19 protein-coding genes, 1 tRNA gene and 1 pseudogene are annotated in these 20271 nt (G+C 53.2%); 7 read left to right on the top strand and 14 right to left on the bottom strand.

Annotation, left to right across the window (positions count from 1 at the left end):
• Nucleotides 1-6 precede the first annotated feature (6 nt).
• Genes nadB through metZ form a run of 4 tightly spaced genes read left to right on the top strand, consistent with a single transcriptional unit; the run spans nucleotide 7 to nucleotide 4795 of the window.
• Complete coding sequence (gene nadB / locus Q0L26_RS04755) at nucleotides 7-1560, top strand: L-aspartate oxidase (protein WP_296648117.1); 1554 nt, start codon at nucleotides 7-9, stop codon at nucleotides 1558-1560.
• Nucleotides 1560-2414, top strand: a complete 855-nt coding sequence (gene nadC / locus Q0L26_RS04750) for a carboxylating nicotinate-nucleotide diphosphorylase (protein ID WP_296648115.1) — start codon at nucleotides 1560-1562, stop codon at nucleotides 2412-2414. Before nadB ends, nadC begins: the two co-directional genes overlap by 1 nt.
• A 3-nt stretch (nucleotides 2415-2417) precedes the next feature.
• Nucleotides 2418-3566, top strand: coding sequence for a cysteine desulfurase family protein (locus Q0L26_RS04745; RefSeq protein ID WP_296648113.1), 1149 nt, complete (start codon nucleotides 2418-2420; stop codon nucleotides 3564-3566).
• Nucleotides 3563-4795, top strand: coding sequence for an O-succinylhomoserine sulfhydrylase (metZ, locus tag Q0L26_RS04740; protein WP_296648109.1), 1233 nt, complete (start codon nucleotides 3563-3565; stop codon nucleotides 4793-4795). Before Q0L26_RS04745 ends, metZ begins: the two co-directional genes overlap by 4 nt.
• A 44-nt stretch (nucleotides 4796-4839) precedes the next feature.
• Here metZ and Q0L26_RS04735 read toward each other — a convergent pair whose 3' ends face one another.
• The 3 genes from Q0L26_RS04735 to Q0L26_RS04725 all read right to left on the bottom strand — a co-directional run bounded on the left by Q0L26_RS04735 (nucleotide 4840) and on the right by Q0L26_RS04725 (nucleotide 6619).
• Nucleotides 4840-5991: an aminotransferase class I/II-fold pyridoxal phosphate-dependent enzyme gene (locus tag Q0L26_RS04735; protein ID WP_296648106.1), complete on the bottom strand. Its 1152-nt coding sequence runs from the start codon at nucleotides 5989-5991 to the stop codon at nucleotides 4840-4842.
• 42 nt (nucleotides 5992-6033) lie between these two features.
• Entirely contained in the window at nucleotides 6034-6426 is a 393-nt protein-coding gene (locus Q0L26_RS04730) for an NINE protein (RefSeq protein ID WP_296648102.1), read from the bottom strand.
• A gap of 117 nt (nucleotides 6427-6543) precedes the next feature.
• Nucleotides 6544-6619: transfer RNA gene (locus tag Q0L26_RS04725), tRNA-Lys, on the bottom strand.
• A gap of 59 nt (nucleotides 6620-6678) precedes the next feature.
• On the opposite strand from Q0L26_RS04725, the gene bcp reads away from it, so the two are divergent.
• Nucleotides 6679-7152, top strand: coding sequence for a thioredoxin-dependent thiol peroxidase (gene bcp, locus Q0L26_RS04720; RefSeq protein WP_296648097.1), 474 nt, complete (start codon nucleotides 6679-6681; stop codon nucleotides 7150-7152).
• Nucleotides 7153-7164: 12 nt separating this feature from the next.
• Here bcp and Q0L26_RS04715 read toward each other — a convergent pair whose 3' ends face one another.
• A complete protein-coding gene (locus Q0L26_RS04715; protein WP_296648094.1) occupies nucleotides 7165-7572 on the bottom strand; it encodes a hypothetical protein in 408 nt (135 codons plus the stop codon).
• A 174-nt stretch (nucleotides 7573-7746) separates the two neighbouring features.
• Here Q0L26_RS04715 and Q0L26_RS04710 point away from each other — a divergent pair, with 174 nt between their 5' ends.
• Nucleotides 7747-7995, top strand: coding sequence for a WhiB family transcriptional regulator (locus Q0L26_RS04710; protein WP_138276026.1), 249 nt, complete (start codon nucleotides 7747-7749; stop codon nucleotides 7993-7995).
• 63 nt (nucleotides 7996-8058) lie between these two features.
• Here Q0L26_RS04710 and Q0L26_RS04705 read toward each other — a convergent pair whose 3' ends face one another.
• From Q0L26_RS04705 to Q0L26_RS04690, 4 genes are read right to left on the bottom strand one after another with little or no spacing between them, the layout of a single operon-like run.
• Nucleotides 8059-9534: a PAS domain-containing sensor histidine kinase gene (locus Q0L26_RS04705; RefSeq protein ID WP_296648088.1), complete on the bottom strand. Its 1476-nt coding sequence runs from the start codon at nucleotides 9532-9534 to the stop codon at nucleotides 8059-8061.
• Entirely contained in the window at nucleotides 9535-10377 is an 843-nt protein-coding gene (locus Q0L26_RS04700) for a P-loop NTPase (protein ID WP_296648085.1), read from the bottom strand.
• Entirely contained in the window at nucleotides 10370-10996 is a 627-nt protein-coding gene (locus tag Q0L26_RS04695; RefSeq protein ID WP_296648083.1) for an SAF domain-containing protein, read from the bottom strand. The genes Q0L26_RS04700 and Q0L26_RS04695 overlap by 8 nt, the downstream gene beginning before the upstream one ends.
• Nucleotides 10997-11000: 4 nt before the next feature.
• Nucleotides 11001-11549: a hypothetical protein gene (locus Q0L26_RS04690; RefSeq protein ID WP_296648080.1), complete on the bottom strand. Its 549-nt coding sequence runs from the start codon at nucleotides 11547-11549 to the stop codon at nucleotides 11001-11003.
• 141 nt (nucleotides 11550-11690) lie between these two features.
• On the opposite strand from Q0L26_RS04690, the gene Q0L26_RS04685 reads away from it, so the two are divergent.
• On the top strand, nucleotides 11691-12140 hold the full coding sequence (locus tag Q0L26_RS04685; RefSeq protein ID WP_296648078.1) for an Rv3235 family protein: 450 nt from the start codon (nucleotides 11691-11693) through the stop codon (nucleotides 12138-12140).
• A gap of 96 nt (nucleotides 12141-12236) precedes the next feature.
• On the opposite strand, the pseudogene secA reads toward Q0L26_RS04685, so the two are convergent.
• From secA to mtrA, 6 genes and pseudogenes are all read right to left on the bottom strand, one after another.
• Nucleotides 12237-14792 (bottom strand): annotated as a pseudogene (gene secA, locus Q0L26_RS04680) (preprotein translocase subunit SecA); the annotation flags it as partial.
• Between the two features lie 101 nt (nucleotides 14793-14893).
• The gene (gene raiA / locus Q0L26_RS04675; protein WP_296648074.1) at nucleotides 14894-15520 is read right to left on the bottom strand and encodes a ribosome-associated translation inhibitor RaiA; all 627 of its coding nucleotides are present in this window, start codon (nucleotides 15518-15520) and stop codon (nucleotides 14894-14896) included.
• Nucleotides 15521-15580: 60 nt separating this feature from the next.
• Entirely contained in the window at nucleotides 15581-16240 is a 660-nt protein-coding gene (locus Q0L26_RS04670) for a phosphoribosyltransferase family protein (protein ID WP_296648071.1), read from the bottom strand.
• Nucleotides 16241-16308: 68 nt separating this feature from the next.
• Nucleotides 16309-17988, bottom strand: coding sequence for an LpqB family beta-propeller domain-containing protein (locus Q0L26_RS04665; RefSeq protein WP_296648068.1), 1680 nt, complete (start codon nucleotides 17986-17988; stop codon nucleotides 16309-16311).
• Nucleotides 17981-19573: an MtrAB system histidine kinase MtrB gene (gene mtrB, locus Q0L26_RS04660; protein ID WP_296648065.1), complete on the bottom strand. Its 1593-nt coding sequence runs from the start codon at nucleotides 19571-19573 to the stop codon at nucleotides 17981-17983. Before mtrB ends, Q0L26_RS04665 begins: the two co-directional genes overlap by 8 nt.
• Nucleotides 19574-20257, bottom strand: coding sequence for an MtrAB system response regulator MtrA (mtrA, locus tag Q0L26_RS04655; protein ID WP_296648062.1), 684 nt, complete (start codon nucleotides 20255-20257; stop codon nucleotides 19574-19576).
• Between the last annotated feature and the right edge of the window lie 14 nt (nucleotides 20258-20271).

Below are 20271 nucleotides of genomic sequence, written 5' to 3'. Positions count from 1 at the left end.
ATAACGATGAAAAAACTCGTCGTAATCGGCAGCGGCATTGCCGGGCTCATCGCAGCTGTAGAAGCCAGTCGAACCCACGAGGTCACTTTGGTGACCAAATCGAACCTGGCTGAGAGCAACACCCACTATGCCCAGGGTGGAATTGCTGCCGTAGTTTCACACGACGACACAGTGGCCGAGCACGTGGCCGACACTTTGGCAGCGGGTGCCAATTATTGTTATCGCCCAGCAGTTGAAGTTCTTTGCGAAGAAGGTCCAAGTCGAATTCAAGACTTGATTCGTTTTGGTGTTGATTTTGACAAGCAAGGCCCTGAATTTGCCCTCGGGCTTGAAGCGGCACACTCACATCCGAGGGTTTTGCACGCCGGTGGCGACACCACCGGAGCCGACATCAGCAAGGCTTTGGTTGAGACTCTCAAGTCAACCGCAACCGCGATTCACGAACACACCTTTGTGATTGATTTTGAAGTTTCTGAAGGCAAAATCAAGGGCGTTCACCTCATGGATGCTTCGGGGCAACACTTTGTCGAAGCCGATGCGGTTATTTTGGCCAGCGGCGGCGCCGGCCAGCTGTATCGTCACACCACAAACCCAGCTGTAACCACCGGCGATGGCGTTGCTGCAGCCTTCAGAGCCGGCGCTGAGCTTGCCGATGTTGAGTTCTATCAATTTCACCCAACCGCGCTGGCGGTGCCGGGCAGCTTCTTGATCTCTGAAGCAGTTCGAGGCGATGGCGCGGTTTTGATCAACAATGCCGGCGAACGCTTCATGCAGAAAATTCACCCGCTTGGCGAATTGGCGCCGCGCGATGTAGTTGCCCGAGGAATTCAAGCCGAGATGCTCTCGCAAGGTGGGCAGCCGGTGTTGCTTGATGCAACTGGTCTTGGTTCAGAATTCTTGAGCCAGAGGTTTCCGAGCATCAGCAAAACCACCAGGGCCTATGGTCTCGACTGGGGCAAAAACCCGATTCCGGTTACCCCTGCTGCTCACTATTGGATGGGCGGCGTTGCCACCGACATTTGGGGCCGCACCTCGATCGAAGGCCTATTTGCCGTTGGCGAAGTAGCTTGCACCGGCGCGCATGGCGCTAACCGTCTAGCCTCAAACTCGTTGCTCGAATCAATTGTTTTCTCACGTCGAGCCGTTCAGGTTCTCGATGAAGCTTGGCCTGCCGAGGCTGCTTCAGCCCGCTGGAAAGAGACTGGGCTGGTTGCCGAGATTGAAATCTTGGATGAATCTGACAGCGCATTGGCTAGAACTGCAAGAAACGTGGTTGACCGAGTTGAACTGCAGACTCTCATGTGGGACAACGTTGGATTAGCCCGCACTGCCGAGGGCCTTCGCGAAACTCAGCGAGCGCTAGGCCAGTGGAGATCGGCGAATAAAGAGAACCGACTCTTTACCGACTGGGAAGACGCCAACCTGCTATTGCTAGCGCGCGCTGTAACCGCAGCGGCACTTGCCCGTGAAGAATCTCGCGGCGGGCACTACCGTCTTGATTTCAAGACGACCGACCCGAATCTAGCCCGGCCAATTACCATCGTTCGAAAGGCAAAGTGATGCTGAGTCACGAGCACATAATTCAAGTGGTTTCTGCTGCTTTGGCCGAGGATGCACCCACCGGTGACATCACCTCTGAGCACTTGATTCCGGCGAGCGCAACCGCCACCGCCGAACTTGCTGCCCGCGAACCCGGCATTTTTAGCGGGGTTGAGGTTTTCAAAGCTGCCTTTGAGATTTGCGAACAAGGCATCAGCGTCGACATGAAAATCAAAGATGGCGAAGCCTTTGTAGCGGGTCAGAGTTTGGCGATCGTTAGTGGTTCTGCCCGTGCGGTGCTGCGAGCAGAACGCATTGGCCTGAACTTTACCCAGCGCATGTGTGGCATTGCCACCCAGACCGCCCGCTATGTTGCAGCAGTTGCCGGCACCAAGGCCAAAATTCTCGACACCCGCAAGACCACTCCCCTGCTGCGTGAGTTTGAGCGCCAAGCGGTTCGCGATGGCGGCGGCACAAATCACCGTTTCTCGCTTTCAGATCAGGTTCTTGCCAAAGACAACCACCTTGCTGTGCTTACTGCCGGCGGCAAAGACCTCACCACCGAGTTGTTGCGCATTCGCAACGAGATTCCGGCGAGTGTGAAATTTGAGGTTGAGGTAGATCGAATCGACCAGATCGCTGCGGTGCTTGCCGGCGGCGTCGACATAATCATGCTCGATAACTTCACCTTGGATGAACTGCGCGAGGGCGTAGCCATGATTCAGGGCCGAGCCATAGTCGAAGCATCTGGCGGGGTAAACCTTCAGACCGTTGCTGAAATCGCAGCCACCGGAGTTGATGTCATCTCGGTTGGCGCGCTAACCCACAGCGTGCGTTCACTTGACCTGGGCCTCGACGTAAAGATCGACGCCTAAACCATGATCTACCTCGACCACGCAGCCACCACCCCGGTTAGACCCGAGGCGTTGCAAGCTGCTTGGCCTTGGCTAACCAGCGAGTTTGGCAACCCATCGAGCACCCACGAGTTGGGCTTTCGCGCCAATGAGGCCTTAGAGTCAGCTCGCGCTCAAGTGGCAAAGTGGCTTGACTGCCGCGCTAGCGAAGTTGTGTTCACCTCGGGCGGCACAGAGGGTGACAACCTAGCCATCAAGGGCCTGGCATTGGCCAACCCACGAGGTCGTCATCTGATTAGTGCGAGAACTGAACACGAGGCTGTGCTCGAGGCTCTCGACTATCTAGAACGCCAGCATGGTTTTGAAATAACCTGGCTGCCGGTTGCCGCCGATGGTGCGATTGCGCTTGCCGACCTAACCGCAGCCTTGCGACCCGACACAACTTTGGTAACACTCATGCTCGGCAACAACGAGGTTGGCACCGTTCACCCAATCGCGAGTTTTGCTGCAGCTGCCCATGAGGTGGGTGCGCTATTGCACACCGATGCAGTGCAGTGCGTTGGTTGGGTTGATTGTCGAATCTCGACGCTCGGCGTAGATGCGCTAACCATCTCGGGGCACAAATTTGGTGCGCCTAAAGGTTCTGGGGCGACGTTCATCCGTGCAAAATTTGGAGTCGAACCATTGATTCACGGTGGCGGCCAAGAAGCCGAGCGCAGATCAGGCACCGAGAATGTTGCTTGGGCGGTAGCTTTGGCGAGCGCACTTGCGCTGCACCCTTGGCCAAATGAAGCTGCCAAGCAGATCGCAGACCTTAGAGACACCTTTGCAGCGGAAGTGCTGAAGGCAGTGCCCTGCGCAGTTGCCACCGGCAGCATGACCAAGCGCCTGGCAAACATTGCAAGCTTTTGCTTTGAGGGCTTGAGCGGCGAGGCTATTTTGCTTGAGCTTGAACGCCGCTCGGTCATAGTTTCGAGCGGTTCAGCCTGTGCGGCCGGGAGCGATGAGCCATCACATGTTTTGACCGCAATGGGGTTTGCGGCCGAGATAGCCCAGACCGCAGTTCGATTTAGCCTGAGCCACCAAACCACTGAGGCTGAACTTGAATCAGCGCTCAAAGCCCTGGTTGAATCAGTCGCTGCGGTTGGTGGCACTAGTAAAATTGCAGAATGACCAAACGCAATCGCCCATGGGGTTATCAAGACGTAAACGAAGCTGCTGAACCAAACTGGCAGCTACACCCTGACACCCAGGCGATTCGCGGAGCCCTTGCTCGCACCGGTTTCGGCGAGACCAGCGAGGCGCTGTTTCTCAACTCTGGCTTCACCTACGATTCTGCTGAACAGGCCGAGGCTTCTTTCAAGGATGAAACCGAGCACTTTCTTTATTCACGCTTTGCCAACCCAACCGTTGCTCAGTTCGAAAATCGACTAGCAATTCTTGAGGGAGCCGAAGCCTGCTTCGCGACTGCTTCGGGTATGGCCGCGATGTTTGCATCCGTGGCATGTTTGGTCAAGTCTGGCGACCGCGTGGTGGCCTATGCCGCAATGTTTAGCTCTTGCTATGTGGTTTTGACCGAGATTCTGCCTAAGTGGGGCGTCAACACCGTCTTGGTTGAAGAGAACACCCCTGAGGCTTGGGCAAAGGCTCTAAGCGAGCCGACCACAGCTGTATTTATTGAATCGCCTAGCAACCCGCTGATGGAGATCACCGACATTCGCATGGTCAGCGATTTGGCTCACAAGGTTGGCGCAACCGTAATTGTTGACAACGTAATGGCATCGCCGGTTCTACAGAAGCCACTCGAGCTTGGCGCCGATGTGGTTATGTATTCAACCACCAAGCACATCGACGGCCAGGGCCGTGTTTTGGGTGGAGCAATTTTGGGTAGCCAAAAGTACATCACCGAGAGCGTGATTCCGTTCACTCGTCACACCGGCCCATCGATGAGCGCATTCAACGCTTGGGTAATGCTTAAGTCTCTAGAGACCATGAGCATGCGAGTTGAGCGCATGTCGAACACTGCAACCGCAATTGCTGAGCACTTCGAGAATCATGCGGCAATCAACCGAGTTGCTTACCCGTTCTTGAAGTCGCACGTTGGCTATGAGCTGGCTAAGCAGCAGATGAAGGGTGGCGGTTCAACCGTAGCCATCGACTTCAAGGGCGATAAAGCTGCCGTGTTCAGATTCATGAACGCGCTTCAGGTGATTGACATCTCAAACAACCTGGGCGACAGCAAATCGTTGATGACTCACCCGGCTTCGACTACTCACCGACGCCTGTCGGCTGAGATTCAGGCTGAGATGGGAATTACTCCGACAACTGTGCGCCTTTCGGTTGGCCTAGAGCACCCAGATGACCTGATCAAAGACATCGAGACTGCCCTAAAGGCAATCTAAATACTGCAAATTCGCGCTGGGTTGCCGGCCTTCTGGTCGGCTGGTTAGGCGATTGCCGCAATGCGAGAAATAGCCTCGCTGATGTTTTCGCGACTGGTTGCATAGTTGAATCGCACAAAGTGTTCATAACCTGCACCCAGGTCAGCGCCCGGCACAACAGCAACGCGCGCGTCATCGTGAATGCGCTTGGCTGGTTCAGTGCCTAGGTTCAAAGAAGTGACATCCCACCACGCTAGATAGCTGTTGTGAGCTTCAACCACTGTGACGCCGGGCAGCTTCGCCGCCACCTCAGACTTCATGAATTCAAAATTTCCCTGGATGGTCTCAAGCGCTGAATCAAGCCACTGCTCACCGTTAGTGAATGCCTCGGCCATAGCGAAGGCCCCGAGAATCGAGGTTCGCCAATGCATGTCTGGTGGCAAAACCGAAACCTTGGTTGCCATCGCTGCACTTTGGGTCACCAAAATCGCAGCCTTCAAGCCCGCAAGGTTCCATGACTTGCTCGCCGAGGTAATTACGATTCCGGTTGCTTCGGCATCTGCACCGCAGGCAAGATACGGTGTGAAGTCAACGCCGGCGTAAGTTAGCGGGCCGTGAATTTCATCGCTAATCACGATTACGTCATATTTGACCGCCAACGCGGCAATGGCAGTTAGCTCAGCGCGGCTGTAAACCTTGCCCAGCGGGTTGTGAGGGTGACAGAGCAAGTAGAACTTGGCGCCAGCCGCAAAGGCCTTCTCGAGCCCGTCAAGGTCAAGGCTCCAGTCGGTGCCGCTCTCAATCAAGGGCACATCAACCTGCGAAAGTTTGGTTTCGGCAATCCAACCAAAAAATGCGCTGTAAACCGGGGTGTTCACAACCACCTGGTCGCCTGGCTTGCCGAGAGCTCTAAAGACCTCAACGGCGGCAACGCCGACATCCGTGGCTAATTTGACCTGCTTGGCATCAACGGCCCAGCCCCAGCGCTTGGCGGCAAAGGCAACAAAACTCTCAGCAACCTCTGGCACCGGGCCAAGGTAACCAAGGTCTGAGCGATTGGTGAAGTCGACGATTACATCACGGATGCCTTCGGCGATCTGAAAATCCATCTCGGCAACGTGCATTGGCAAAACATCGGGCGCAAAGCGGCGCCACTTTGAGCTGTGACGCTGGCGCAATTCTTGGATGTTTGCTGCGATTACCTGTGAGTCAGACATAAGCCAATTATTGCAGTGGGTTTTGAAGGCTACGTTGAGTTACTAAATCAGTGGTCGACCCTGAACGTCGGTGACGCTTCGGGTTGCATAAAGAATGATGTCGATCAGCGCCCAAATGCCAAATCCACCAAAGGTGAGCAGCTTGCCTACGCCGAGGCCGATGTGACCGGTGTAGAAGCGGTCGACACCGAGCGTGCCCAGAAAAATTGAAAGCAACAGGGCGATGATGTATTCGCGCTGAGGAGGCAGTGACGCATCACCTGGAACAGAGGCGTCCGGGGCGATCGGCTGTGCTACAGCAGCTGTTGAAGGCTGGGATGCTGGCGCTGCAGCAACTATTGGTCGAGGGGTGCCACAGTTGGTGCAGAAGGCAGAATCAGCGATGTGCTGAGTACCACACTGGCCGCAAAAAGAAGGTGCGCTGCTTGTAGTCATGAATCCCCCAGTCTCAAGCCCTTTCGGGCGGAATTAGTTCAAATGTACAACAGCAAACCTGAAACTGAATTTGCGAGATAAAAAAGACCCCGCCTGCAGTTGCAGGGGGATCTTGGGTGGTGCACCCCCCGGGACTTGAACCCGGAACCCACTGATTAAGAGTCAGTTGCTCTGCCGATTGAGCTAGAGGTGCGAGTTGAACTTTTCAGCGCAACGAGAGTCAACATTACCACATCGAATAGACTGAAGACTATGTCTGATGAGAAAAAATTAGTTGCTGGCGACAAGGCTCCAAACTTTAGTGTTTTGAATCAAGATGGCAAAACAGTTTCACTCTCTGACTACGCAGGCCAAAAGGTTGTGCTCTATTTTTACCCGGCTGCATCGACCCCGGGCTGCACCAAAGAAGCCTGCGATTTCAACGACAACCTGAACCCGTTCAAGGCTGCAGGCTACACCGTGCTTGGAATTTCGCCTGACTCACCGGCAAAATTGCGCAAGTTTGCTGACAACCAAGAATTGAACTTTGACTTGCTAAGCGACCCAGAGCTTGATGTTCACAAGGCTTTCGGTGCCTACGGCGCCAAGAAGCTCTACGGCCGCGAATATGTGGGTGTGCTTCGCTCGACTTTTGCAATTGATGAGAAGGGTGAAGTCACCCTCGCGCTTTACAACGTGAAAGCCACCGGTCACGTAACCATGTTGCGTTCAAAGCTGGGCATCTAAACCCAAACGCTTTTATTCTGGGTCGACGCTCTTCATGGTGGCGGCGACAACATCCTTTTTAAAAAGAGTCACGATAACGGTCGCTGACGGAATGATAAGCCCCCAGCCGATGGCCTGGTTGCCAAATTGCCCGCTGAAGCTGCCGGTGGCTACGGCCAGTTGAATGAGCTGCCAAAAGAAAGCTGCGCTGCGAGCCCAACGCTTAGAGCGCCAAAGCGAGATGGCCACGAAAATCACCAGAGCGGCTGCCCCGGCAACCATTGCAAAAAGGGCAATCATGGTGTTGAAACTGCGACTTTGACCTTCAAGAATTCCTAAACCAAGCACTGCGGCAAGGTAGGCAACAAATAAACCTTCGGCAAACACCACAAGGATGACAAGCCAGAGGCCGGTTGGGCGCTTTTCTGCTGATTTAGTCATGTTTCCTCAATATTGGGTATTGCCAAACGGCGGTCGGTGTGAAACTATTTTCAAAGGAAAAGTTCGAGTGAAAACGCTTCTCTAGCGTAAATCACCAAAGCGAAAACGCTTTAATCTTCGTCTGGCAAGAGTGCCAAAAGGTTTACTAAAAAAAGGAATACCGCACGTATGAATATGCAGTGGCTAAACGAATCTCGTTGCCTTACCGAAGACCCAGAACTTTTCTTTCCGGTTGGCAACACCGGCCCTGCAGTAGACCAAATTGAACAGGCTAAGTCTGTTTGCCGTGAGTGTGGCGTAGCCACCCAGTGCCTCGAATATGCAATCAAAGAAAACCAAGACACTGGTGTTTGGGGCGGCCTTAGCGAAGATGAGCGCAAGTCACTAAAGCGCAAATATGCTCGTGCTCGTCGCGCCGGCTAAAGCCTAGAGAATTCAAAAACCCGCCTTGCAAATTGCAGGGCGGGTTTTTCTTTGGGTCAAAAACTAAAGCGGCAGCGAAATCACTACTCGAGCGCCACCATCACTTGGTGAAGACCAGAAAATTGTTCCCCGAAGTTCACCCTCAATTAGCGTTCGGATAATCTGTGTGCCCAATCCAGCGCCAACCTGGCCGCCTTCGAGACCCTTGCCGTTGTCAGAGACGGTGATGATCAGTTGTTTGGCGTTACGTTCGGCGTTGACGGCAACCACACCACTTCTGTCGGCCAAGCCGTGCTCAACCGCGTTGGTAATCACCTCGGTGAGGGCCACAGCAAGCGGTGTCGCTAGCTCACTCTTTAGCTGGCCGAACTTTCCGTCGAGTATGGTTCGCACCGAGGTGTTCATGCTCGAAGCAACCTCGGTGGCCAGCATCAAAATGCGGTCGAAAACCTCGTCGAAATTCACGTCTTGGTTGAGGCCTTCTGAAAGAGTGTCGTGCACCAGTGCAATTGCAGAAACGCGTCTCATCGCCTGCTGCAGTGACTCTTTAGCCTCTTGGCTCTTGCTTCGTCGAGCTTGAATTCGCAGCAAACTCGCTACGGTCTGCAGATTGTTCTTCACTCGGTGGTGAATTTCACGGATGGTAGCATCCTTGGTAATCAATTCGCGCTCTTGGCGACGCAACTCAGTTACATCGCGACAAAGCACAATTGCACCGGTTCGTTCGGCACCTTTGCGAAGCGGAATTGCGCGCACGGTCAATGTGACGTTGCGCGATTCCATGTCGGTGCGCCAAGGAGCGCGCCCGGTTAGAACCAACGGAAGCGATTCGTCAACGTTGCGATTTTTTAGAACTGGAGTCGAGGCGGTGGCCAGCGATTGACCTTCGAGCTCGCCTTTGATTCCAAGTCGGTTGAATGCCGAAAGACCGTTTGGGCTTGCAAAAGTGACCAAACCGTCAACGTCAAGACGCAAAAGGCCATCGTTCGCACGAGGTGCACCGCGGCGAGGGCCGGTTGGATTGCTGAAATCGGGATAGTTTCCTTCAGACATCATGGTCAACAATTCATAACCACAGGCCAAGTAATTCAACTGCAAGCGGTTAGGAACCTTAACCTCACTGAGGTTGGTGTGCCTGGTCACCACCGCGATAGGCGACTTTGATACCTCTTCAGACTTGGTCGAAAGTTTTCTGCGAACCGGAATCGCCGTGAGACGGGTGGTCAAACCATCTTCGGTTGAGGTAGTTCTGTCTTCGACAACTCGGCCATCTTCGAAAGCTGACTTGACCTGTTGGGCCCAGTCTTTTCGAATTTGCGAGCCAGTGATGTCTCGATAAAAAATTGTGGCATCGCTCGATGGTCGTGCGTGACCGGCGGCAATAAAGCCACCTTTTGAGTCAGGAATCCAAAGCACCAGGTCAGCAAAAACTAGGTCAGCAACAAGCTGCCAGTCAGCCATGAGCAACTGCAGCCACTCGATTTCAGCATGGCTGCTTTGCCCCTGATGGGCCTTTACTAATTCGCTAAGCGTAGACACCTAACCGAGTTTAGTCAGGCGTTTGTCTAAGTTTGATCGTTGGCCCAGCAACTGAGTTCTCGCAAACAACTCAATTGCCTGCTTGGCTGCCGAACCTCGTTTGGCTAGCGATATCGGCCGAGCATTTTTAAGTGCCAAGTCAAAAGCCGTTGAATCATCTGGGATGAAACCGTCGGGTGAAACTTGGCCCAGTCTGGCGAGAGTTTCAGAAATTTGCTGTTTGGCATTTGCACCAAGAACTGATGATCTAAGGCGATTCACGAGTGTATAAACCTCGCCTTTTGGTCGAAGGTCGGTTAGCTCGGGCAGCTGCTGAAGATAGCGCGAAATACCTACCTGATCGGCGATACAGATTCCAATAATTTGGTCGACCGTTTTCAAGACCGATTGGGTAAGTGCGTTTCGCTCCTGCCCACTCCCCTGTTGCCTCAGGCCGACCTCGAGGTTCGAAGCCAGATCGCAAATGATGAAATCAAATTCTTCACGAATACTCTCAAGCAAATTCTCAAAGCGCTCAGCCGAAACCTCAGGCCAGCGACTGGAAGAAGAGATGCCGGTCATCAGGCTGAATTCTTGGCTACCCACGGGCACTCGAACCGAGAATCTCTCAAGTTCAAATTGGTTGAATCGGTCTTGTGAAGCTATCCGGCATGCGGCCGCCAAACCTGCGGAGTGATCGACTAATCCAAGCATTAGCGCCAGGCTCGGCGAATAGATATCAGCGTCTATCAGCAGCACCCGTTGTTTGGCCGCGGCTAACTCGGCGGCCAGTCCAAGAGCGATAGATGACTTTCCGGCTGAACCGCCCGCAGACCAGATGCCAATAAGTTTGGCGCTAGCCATCGGCAAGTGTCGGTCGCAAAATAATAGAGAGCGCAGACTCATTCGCTATCGCCGCAAGCACGGGCGAAACCGCATCAGCCGGAACACTCAGTTCTACCTGAGCCACACCATTAGCCATCACTCCAGTGGGTTCGGTCACGTTTGAAACCTCAGCAGCGAGAATCAAAGCGTAAGGCGCGCCAAAGGTTCGGTCGACATTCTTTTCGGCCACCCAGACATCAACCGAATCACCGGGGCCAAGACCCTTGGGAAGAGCCATTGAGGGCGTGAAAACCACCGGCACCCTCGCGTCGATTGCCGTGCCAGCAACATTGCTCTTGGCAATTAATTGACCTTCACCAACCGGCACCAAAACGTATGCGCCATCTGGAAGGTCATTGGGTGCCAGGTATTCGCCCTGACTAACACCGAGGTTCATCTGCACACTTTTCAGTTGCCCCGATTCGATCTGAGCCCCGGCTGGCAAATCTACTGCCGCTACCATGACCGTCGTTGTCACCCGTTCAGACTGCAAGGTAAACCAGAGCAGGGCTGCAGCTGAGAGCATCATTAGCCCGGCAGCCAAAAATAGCCTGAATTTTCTGCCTCCGGCACGCAGGGCCACATTGTTTTTTCTCATGGCTTTAGTTCAGACCATTTGCAAAATCGCCACCGAAATTATCCACAGACTCAACTCTCAGCACTTCAAGGCCCTCAATCGGTAGCGCCAACTCTGTTGTTTCGGTCTGCACAAATAGAAGTTCATCCGAGTGTTTTATGAATTGCCCAGCATGCAAGGCAGCATCTCGCACCAAGGCCAACCGCCAACTTATCGGCCCAAACTTTGGCAAAAGATCGAGCATGGCATCGAGAGGGCGATTACTAAACCGAATCTTCGGCAACTCGGGCTGATCGCCGACCTTGAATTCCACGCTCGCTAGGCTGGCTGTTTTATAGACCACCCAGACCGGTCGAAACAGGTCCATTCCAGCGATGAAATCTTTGCCCAGCAGAGGTGCGATTAATTCTTCACGGATACCCCTTGCTGTCAAAACTTCTACTACCCGAACCTCGGCATCAACCGTCGCAGCGTTCTTTTGACACTGCTGGCTGTCGCTAGCTGCTGGTGGTTGAGCACTCAACTGCGCGGCATATTTGGCTTCAAGATCTTCGAAAACTGCATCAAGGTTCATTCGGCGATTTTGGTTCAAAAATGAACACTTTCGAAAAGTTATCCACAAGATACCTCAAACCATTGCGCACGGATGCCATCGAGCAATAGCGTCAGAATTCCTACAGGAGTTGTGGGTTCAAAAGGACGAAGGGGAAAGTCCATGGCAAGAGAGATTCCAAACCGGGGCGACCCGGAACGCAAAAAGCGCAATGTGCGCAATCTGATTGAGTCAGCAGAGTTTTTTGGTGCCCAATACACGGGCACAGCAGACCTGCCGAATCCAGAGCAAAGTCTTCAAATCTTGGCTACGGGGGTTGTCGAGGTTATTTCAGGTATGAGGCAGGTAGATCAACTGGCGCGGTTGCTGTCAGACGATGTCTATCAGCGGCTTTCTAAGCGTGCCATCGAAGCCCAGCAAAGCAGAGACGCAAAAGGGCAAAAGGCACATCATCAAATGTTTGCAGTACAAAAGATGATGAGCACCTCACCGCGCGACGGAGTAATCGAGTCGGTTGTAGTTCTAAACGGCCAAAAACGCTCTCGCGCAGTCAGCATTCGACTTGAAGGAATCAACCAGCGCTGGCGAGCCACCGCTTTATCGATCCTTTAATTTCTACTTACGAAAGAACGCGCTGCCCTGGCCACCAGTCTCAGGTTTTGAGTTGGTTGGGGCAGCGTTTTCATTTGCTGAATGCTCCTCTGGTGCGCCGTCTTCGTTCGGTGCGATGTAGGTTAGCTGCTCTGCGCTTGGGCGTGGAGTCTGCTTCACCTCAACCTCTAGGTTGAACAAGAAACCGGTGATTTCTTCTTTGATTGCACCCATCATCTGCTGGAACATGCCGTAGCCCTCGCGCTGGTATTCAACCAACGGGTCGCGCTGGGCCATGGCGCGAAGGCCAATTCCCTCTTTTAGGTAGTCCATTTCATAAAGGTGGTCGCGCCAACGGCGGTCAACAACTGAAAGCACCACTCGACGCTCCAGCTCACGCATTGCACCTTCACCAATGGTCGCGGTTCGAGCAGCGTAGGCGATTCGAAGGTCGCTGATGATTTCTTTGGTCAACCAAGCTGAAGTCAAGCGTGAACGGTTACCCGCCTCTGCCAAAACTTCTTGAATCTCTAGGCCGATTGGATAAATGGTCTTTAGTTCTGCCCAAAGAGCTTCTAGATCCCAGTCTTGACCTGCGTGGTCAGAAATGTGACCTTCAACAATTGCGGTGATTGCGTCAGACATGAACGATTCAACTCGTTCGCCGATGTCGTCACCTTCAAGAATGTGGCGTCGGTCGCTGTAGATAGCCTCGCGCTGACGGTTCAAAACATCGTCATACTTTAGAACGTTCTTGCGAACCTCAGCATTGCGACCCTCAACCTGTGATTGTGCACTGGCAATTGCACGGCTAACCACTTTTGATTCGATAGCCATGTCGTCAGGCACACCAGAGCGGTTCATCAGGGCGCTGGCAGCACCTGAGTTGAACAGACGCATTAGGTCGTCAGTCAGCGAAAGGTAGAAACGTGACTCACCGCGGTCACCCTGGCGACCGGCGCGGCCACGAAGCTGGTTGTCGATTCGACGTGACTCGTGGCGCTCGGTGCCCAGAACATAAAGACCGCCAACTTCAAGAACCTTTTCGGCCTCGACGCTAACTTCTTCTTTGATCTTGGCAAATTCGGTAGCCCAAGCCGCTTCGTACTCTTCTGGGGTTTCGTCGGCGTGAAGACCGCGCTTGTTCAAAGCCTCAACGGTCATGAATTCGGCGTTTCCACCAAGCATGATGTCAGTGCCTCGGCCAGCCATGTTGGTAGCCACGGTTACAGCGCCAAGGCGACCAGCCTGGGCCACGATAGCAGCCTCACGGGCGTGGTTTTTGGCATTCAATACTTCGTGACGAACTCCGGCCTTAGCCAAAAGCTTCGAAAGGTATTCACTCTTCTCAACGCTGGTGGTACCAACCAAAACCGGCTGGCCAGCCTTGTGGCGTTCGGTGATGTCGATTACCACCTGATTGAACTTGACCTCTTCGTTCTTATAGATCAAGTCAGGCTGGTCGATTCGAACCATTGAGCGGTTGGTCGGAATTGGCACAACACCCAGCTTGTAGGTGCTCATAAACTCAGCAGCTTCGGTCTCGGCGGTACCGGTCATGCCCGATAGCTTCTTGTAAAGACGGAAGTAGTTCTGCAGGGTCACGGTAGCCAAAGTCTGGTTTTCAGCCTTGACCTCAACGCCTTCTTTGGCCTCAATAGCCTGGTGAATACCCTCGTTGTAGCGACGACCAGCAAGGATGCGGCCAGTGTGCTCGTCAACGATCAGAACTTCGCCATTCATAACCACATAGTCTTTGTCGCGCTTGAACAAGGCTTTGGCCTTGATCGAGTTATTCAAGAATGAGATCAATGGAGTGTTAACCGACTCATAAAGGTTTGAGATACCGAGGTAGTCCTCAACCTTCTCAATTCCTGGCTCAAGAATTCCGACGGTGCGCTTCTTTTCATCAACTTCGTAGTCAATAACTGGCTGCAGTTTTTCAGCAATCTTTGAGAACTCGCCAAACCAACGGTTTGCCTCGCCTGAGGCCGGGCCAGAAATAATCAGCGGGGTACGGGCCTCATCGATCAGAATCGAGTCAACCTCATCGACAACTGCAAAGAAGTGGCCGCGCTGAACCATGTCAGACTGCTGCCAAGCCATGTTGTCGCGAAGGTAGTCGAAACCAAATTCATTGTTGGTTCCATAGGTGATGTCAGCAAGGTACTGCTCGCGACGCTCAGCTGGCTCCTGGCCAGAAATGATGCAACCGGTGGTCATTCCAAGAGCTCGGAACACGCGGCCCATTAGGTCACTCTGGTACGAGGCCAAGAAGTCGTTCACGGTAACCACGTGTACACCGCGGCCCGCGATGGCGTTTAGGTATGCCGGCAGGGTTGCAACCAGAGTCTTACCTTCACCGGTTCGCATCTCGGCAATGTTGCCAAGGTGCAGAGCAGCGCCACCCATTAGCTGTACGTCAAAGTGACGCAAACCCAGGGTGCGCTTTGATGCCTCACGAACGGCAGCGAATGCCTCAGGCAAAAGATCGTCGAGGCTTTCGCCCGCTGCATAACGCTCGCGCAAAACTTCAGTTTCGCCACGAAGCTCTTCGTCACTGAGGTGACTGAAGTCTTCTTCTAGGGCGTTTACGGCGTCAGCATAATTACGCAAACGGGCAAGGATGCGGCCCTCTCCAGCGCGAAGAAGTTTTTCGATGATTGATGCCAAAATTATGCTCCATACCGTTTGTTATTACTTCGTCAATCTTAGCCCGAGGGCCCAACCGGAGACCGGTTGGGCCCTGCAGTATGGCTAATTCTCAGTAAACGTTAGGAAAGGGTAATAACGCCGTAATTCCAGCCTTTGCGACGGTAAACCACGCTCGGCTTTGAAGTTTCTGAGTCTAGGAACAAGTAGAAATCGTGACCAATCAGCTCCATGTGATACAAAGCGTCATCGACAGTCATTGGGGTTCCCGCGAATTCTTTGCGGCGAATAACCACTGGGCTTTCACCCAGGTCTACCTCAGCTTCAGCCTGGTCAGCAACCTTCGCTTGACCAAGTAGCACGTCGGCGTCAACTGGTCGAATGTCGAGTTCGGCAAAGTCGTGTGCCGAAAGCTCGCTGGTGCCGATTGATCCGTGGTGACCGTGGTGAACTTTGCGACGGTCGGCTGCACGACGAAGTCTCTCGGTTAGTTTTCCGAATGCGATGTCAAAGGCAGCGAATTTATCTCCTGCGTGAGCCTCAGCGCGAACCACGTGGCCGGGTTCAAAAACTGTTAGCTCTACCTGATCTTCGGGGCCGGAGGTTCGGCTGTGATCGTGACGCGTCACCTTGATGTCAAAAGATTGAGCCTTGTGAGACAACTGCTCAACTTTGTGGGTGCGGTCTGCAATATATTCGCGGAATCGGTCTGAGACGCTTAGGTTTCTTGCCGAGATGTTAATTTCCATGATGACCTCCATCGTCGGGCGACATTGCCCGTGAAACAAAAGTTATACCCAAAATCAATTTCATGTTGCCAATTTTCGTTTTGTCTCAGCAAATGTGCAGAAAAATTTCACGGATGCCCCTGCCGCTTCACACGCCCGAGCAGCCTCAAGCAGGGTTGCGCCGGTGGTGCAAACATCATCTATCAGCACGACGGCCAAGCCTGCGAGGCTAAAGCGGCTTTGCATCGCTCCGGCAAGGTTTGCCGATCGCTCGGCAATATTTAGCCCAGATTGATCTAAAACCTCGCGTTGATAACGCAATGCGTTGACTAGGCCGACCGAGGTTCCAGACCTTCGCAATTCAGCCACCATGGGTGCAGCAATTTCGCGAGCTGGCTGAAAACCTCGCTTGAGTGAGGCTTCCCGTCTGCTTGGAACCGGAACCAGCACCAGGCGCTCTAGCGGCCCCAGATTCGCCGCTTTCAAACCAAAGAGAAACACTTGGCTCATCAAAGCGCTGAAGGAGCGAAAAATGCTGGTCTGCCCGTGTTCTTTGAACTGCTCAATCATGTTGGCCACCACGGCTGAATAGTCTGCGAGCGCAAAACCTGTCAGGCACGAGCGTTGCACCACAAGAGGCTCACTCGAATAACTCGATAGGCATGCCTCGCAAACCGGGCTTCCAGAGCGATCGCAAAGCGCGCAGCGGGTTGGCAAAAACATGTCGAGAAATTCATCCAAGAGATTCACAGTTCAAGACTGCTGAGAGTTCTCTGCAGTGAAGCCTTGGCGGCTAATCTGTGGAGAAGCTACATGCCCGGAAAATGCATGGCCAGAACATTTGAGCTGACCTTTGACCAGAACGCCGAGCGGTACTGGAAGAACTCGTTTTCATCGGTTTGAATGAAAAGCGAACTTACCGGGTTAGAACCGATGATGGCCTTGGCGTGCAACACCTGCGGCAAAGCGCGTGACAAACCACCAATGGTCAGAATCTTCGGCGTGGTGTATTCGCCAATGCCCTGGTCAAGAATCGCTAGCGAAGTTAGCCCCACCCAGCTGACCGAGGTGACACTTGAGATTTCGCCATAAGGCTTTACCGGTAGACCAAAACTAATTGGCTTGCCGAATTGGTCACGGATAATCGACATCACATAGAGGCGTCGGTTTGCACCGGTGCCAGCAATAACAGCTGCGCGACTACCCTCGGGGCTGATTGAGAATTGCGAACGCTCTAGGCCGTGCAGCCAACCAGATGCAAATTGCACCTGCTTGCCGAGCGAGTCAAAAACGAAAACCGGGCTATTGGCTGCACTTGGCATTGCCCAGGCAAAATTCTGACGGTCAATGGCTGGGGCCAAGAAGTCGGTTCCGGCAACTAGGCGATCGGTCTTGGCTCCAAGAATTCCGAATCTGCGGCTATAAATTCCGTCTGAGGTTCTAAGCAGCAGATACTTTTCGTCATCGGTGAGGGCAAACTCGGTGCTGTCTAGCTGCTGCAGAATCGGTTTGGCACCGATTACATCCGTGCTCGCACTCAAGTCGACGTGCTTGAGGTTGCCGTCAACCAAAACCACTGGGCTGGTTGAGCGAATCGCTGGTACCAAAGAATTAATGTCCTGGATGTCCTGAGGCGTCTGCTCAATCAAAACCTGAACGTTGTAGACGCTAGACAGGGGCAACAGGGTCTCACGAATCTGGGCCTCCATGTATGGGCGCTTGCCTACGGTGGCCTTTAGTGCAGCAGCACTTAGATCAACCGAGGCAAGACCTTGGTTCACCGTCACAGCGTTCACAGCCAATTCGGTGCCAGCTGGAATGGCAGAGGTGACCGCTGGCGCCAGCCAGGTGCTTGGACCGTTTAGCAGAGCATCAACAAGTCGTGTTGTGGTCGATGCTCTCGAAGGAAACCAGCGAACATCTGGAACCAGGTATTCAAATTCGTTGTCGTAGAAATACACCGAGTAACTTCTGAAGATAACCTCGAACACCGGCTCGATAACCACCGTTAGGTTCGGGGCAGATGAGATGCGCCATTGCCCATCTTCTTTGATGAATTTGAAGTTCAAGTATTCAGTTGAATTAGCCGGCAGCGACTCAAACTCGCCCTGGTCACCAATTTGAGCTGAAACCGAAATGCTGGCGCTGGCACTGTTGTCTGAGTTAACCGTTAGCAAACGACTTCCGGCTTGAATCAGAGTTCGCTGACTCGGCTTCCAGTTAGCACGAAGGTCTTCGCTCAAGAACTCGCGCGCTGTCGAATAATCGTTCTGCGGGCCAGTGCCGGCATTCAAGAAACCGGCAAGAATTTCATACTTGGTGGCATCTTCAACCGGCCCAGTCGGCGAGTAATACAAAAAGTCGCTCTCGAGAGCAGGCTGAAGGTCTTGGCCAGTTTTGATCAATCCGTTGGTTGGAATCTGTGCGCAACCGGTCAAAAACGAAACGGCTAGAACAGCAGCTAAAAATTGCTTCAGGTGCTTAAACATTTTTCACCGCAGCTTTCTTGCCCTTGCCCTTTGGTGGCAGAGGCAATGGTGATTGGGTGAAGACGGTGCCCTTGCGTCTAGGGAGGGTCAATCTAAAGCATGCGCCCTCTCCCGGCTTAGCCCACACCTGCAGCCAACCGTTGTGAAGATTGGTATCTTCTAGCGAGATTGCCAGACCGAGACCTGTTCCACCGGTGGTTCGCTTTCGCGCTGGGTCTGCACGCCAGAAGCGGTCAAACACTCGGTCTACCTCGGTTCGGGTCATGCCAATACCGTGGTCAGTCACGCTAACTGCGACTGCCGTTTCATTCATTCCAACGGCAACGTCAATTTGCTTACCTTCGCCATGCTCAATCGCATTAGCCAGAAGGTTTCTAAGCAGGCGTTCGATGCGGCGACCATCGATTTCAACGTCAACCTCGCCACTAGGAATCTCAATTGTGATTGCCGAACCCTTGCTGGCAGCAAGTGGTTCGATGCCAGCGATTGCCATGCCGACTACACCGTTTAGGTCTTGAACTTCAAGATCGGCTTCAACCGCACCGGCGTCATACCGAGAGATCTCAAGCAAGTCGTTCAACAAAACCTGAAAGCGATCGATCTGGTCATGCATCAACTCGGCAGAACGTTTGGCGGCGGGCTCGAGCTTCTCGCGACTGGCAAAAATTACCTCACCGGCCAACTTGATTGTGGTCAGAGGTGTGCGCAATTCGTGCGAGACATCTGAGACAAATCGCTGTTGCATTTTTGAAACGCTGGCTAGCTTGGTGATCTGCATCTGCAGGCTGTCGGTCATCTTGTTGAACGAGTGCCCAAGCACGGCAATAACGTCTTCACCGCGCTCAGGCAGGCGACGCTCGAGGTTTCCCTCAGAAATCTCTTCAGACACCTGAGCGGCAATCTGCACTGGCTTGACCAGCCAATTGGTAACGAAATAGGTAATCAAACCAATCATGAAGAGCAAGAAGACACCCGCGAAAACCAAGGTTCTCTGAACAAAATCAAGGGTGTCTTGTTCGCTTTGCAGGTCAAAGATTAGATAGAGCTCATAAGCCCCAGCTCGAGGTATCTGAATTTGCGCGCCAACCACAACACCGGGATGAGTAGCACCATCGATGGTCGAAACCGGAATCGACTGATAGGTCAGTCGGCCCTGAGAAGAACGAACTTCATCTTTGAAGTCATCGCTGATCAGGTTGACGTCAAGGTCGGTCGAAATTGGGCTCTGCAACACTAGGTCGTTGATTTGACCCGGGGTTCGAAGAATTGCTACCTGGCGAGTGTCGTTGGTATCGGTTGATTCAAGTTTCGGCACCACCGAGTTCAACATGGTTTGAAGTTCGACTTCTTCGGCAACCGTGGTGGCCGAGAAGGTGTTTTGAACCTCTACAACACCGGTGGCTGATTCATTTAGAACCTGCTTCAAACGAGTTTCATAGAGCCCATTACCGATTGAGTAAGAAAGAAAGCCGCCGATAATGAGCAAGGCAATGCCACTGAACACTACGGTCGAGAAAACCGCGCGAACCTGAAGAAAGCGACGGAACAAACCGAGCGCCCAATTGATGGCACCCCGAATAGTCAATTAGTTCGTGCCAGCCTTATAACCGATTCCGCGAACGGTGGTCACGATCTGTGGGTTGTCTGGGTCGATTTCAACCTTTGAACGCAAACGCTGAACGTGCACATTCACCAAACGGGTGTCAGCTTTGTACTGGTAACCCCAAACCATTTCGAGCAACATTTCGCGAGTGAATACCTGACGCGGCTTTAGTGCAAGGGTTAGCAACAGGTTGAACTCAAGCGGAGTTAGCGAAAGCTTTTCTGAACCGCGGCGAACCTCGTGACCGACAGTGTCGAGAGTCAATGGTCCGATGGTCACTGAACCCTCGTCGGTACTCTCACTTGCAAGCGGGCGCAGGCGCGCCTTGATGCGAGCAGTCAAAACGTTTGGTTCAAATGGCTTGACCACATAGTCATCGGCACCAGCTTCGAGGCCGCGAACAACATCTTCGCTTTCGGTCTTGGCGGTCAGCATGATGATTGGGGTGCCAGACACTGAGCGAATCTCGCCACAAACGGCAATGCCGTCTTTGCCCGGAAGCATTACATCCAAGAGAACTAGATCAGGAGCAATCTCGTTGAACTTGTCTAGGGCACCCGAGCCAGCATCGTGGTAGCTAACGTCAAAGCCCTCAGACTCGAGAACGATGCCAACCATTTCGCGAAGAGCATTGTCGTCATCGACAACCAAAATCTTGTGCGCCATGCTTTACCCCTGGT

The organism is Rhodoluna sp. (genome assembly GCF_024641065.1).
Lineage (GTDB): Bacteria > Actinomycetota > Actinomycetes > Actinomycetales > Microbacteriaceae > Rhodoluna.
Note: the sequence above shows the minus strand (reverse complement) of the source record. Positions and strands in the feature narration are given on the sequence as shown.

Excerpts from the sequence above, each read along its gene's own strand:
- nadB (WP_296648117.1), top strand. The coding sequence starts at position 7 with ATGAAAAAACTCGTCGTAATCGGCAGCGGCATTGCCGGGCTCATCGCA.
- nadC (WP_296648115.1), top strand. The coding sequence starts at position 1,560 with ATGCTGAGTCACGAGCACATAATTCAAGTGGTTTCTGCTGCTTTGGCC.
- Q0L26_RS04745 (WP_296648113.1), top strand. The coding sequence starts at position 2,418 with ATGATCTACCTCGACCACGCAGCCACCACCCCGGTTAGACCCGAGGCG.
- metZ (WP_296648109.1), top strand. The coding sequence starts at position 3,563 with ATGACCAAACGCAATCGCCCATGGGGTTATCAAGACGTAAACGAAGCT.
- Q0L26_RS04735 (WP_296648106.1), bottom strand. The coding sequence starts at position 5,991 with ATGTCTGACTCACAGGTAATCGCAGCAAACATCCAAGAATTGCGCCAG.
- Q0L26_RS04730 (WP_296648102.1), bottom strand. The coding sequence starts at position 6,426 with ATGACTACAAGCAGCGCACCTTCTTTTTGCGGCCAGTGTGGTACTCAG.
- bcp (WP_296648097.1), top strand. The coding sequence starts at position 6,679 with ATGTCTGATGAGAAAAAATTAGTTGCTGGCGACAAGGCTCCAAACTTT.
- Q0L26_RS04715 (WP_296648094.1), bottom strand. The coding sequence starts at position 7,572 with ATGACTAAATCAGCAGAAAAGCGCCCAACCGGCCTCTGGCTTGTCATC.
- Q0L26_RS04710 (WP_138276026.1), top strand. The coding sequence starts at position 7,747 with ATGCAGTGGCTAAACGAATCTCGTTGCCTTACCGAAGACCCAGAACTT.
- Q0L26_RS04700 (WP_296648085.1), bottom strand. The coding sequence starts at position 10,377 with ATGGCTAGCGCCAAACTTATTGGCATCTGGTCTGCGGGCGGTTCAGCC.
- Q0L26_RS04695 (WP_296648083.1), bottom strand. The coding sequence starts at position 10,996 with ATGAGAAAAAACAATGTGGCCCTGCGTGCCGGAGGCAGAAAATTCAGG.
- Q0L26_RS04690 (WP_296648080.1), bottom strand. The coding sequence starts at position 11,549 with ATGAACCTTGATGCAGTTTTCGAAGATCTTGAAGCCAAATATGCCGCG.
- Q0L26_RS04685 (WP_296648078.1), top strand. The coding sequence starts at position 11,691 with ATGGCAAGAGAGATTCCAAACCGGGGCGACCCGGAACGCAAAAAGCGC.
- raiA (WP_296648074.1), bottom strand. The coding sequence starts at position 15,520 with ATGGAAATTAACATCTCGGCAAGAAACCTAAGCGTCTCAGACCGATTC.
- Q0L26_RS04665 (WP_296648068.1), bottom strand. The coding sequence starts at position 17,988 with ATGTTTAAGCACCTGAAGCAATTTTTAGCTGCTGTTCTAGCCGTTTCG.
- mtrA (WP_296648062.1), bottom strand. The coding sequence starts at position 20,257 with ATGGCGCACAAGATTTTGGTTGTCGATGACGACAATGCTCTTCGCGAA.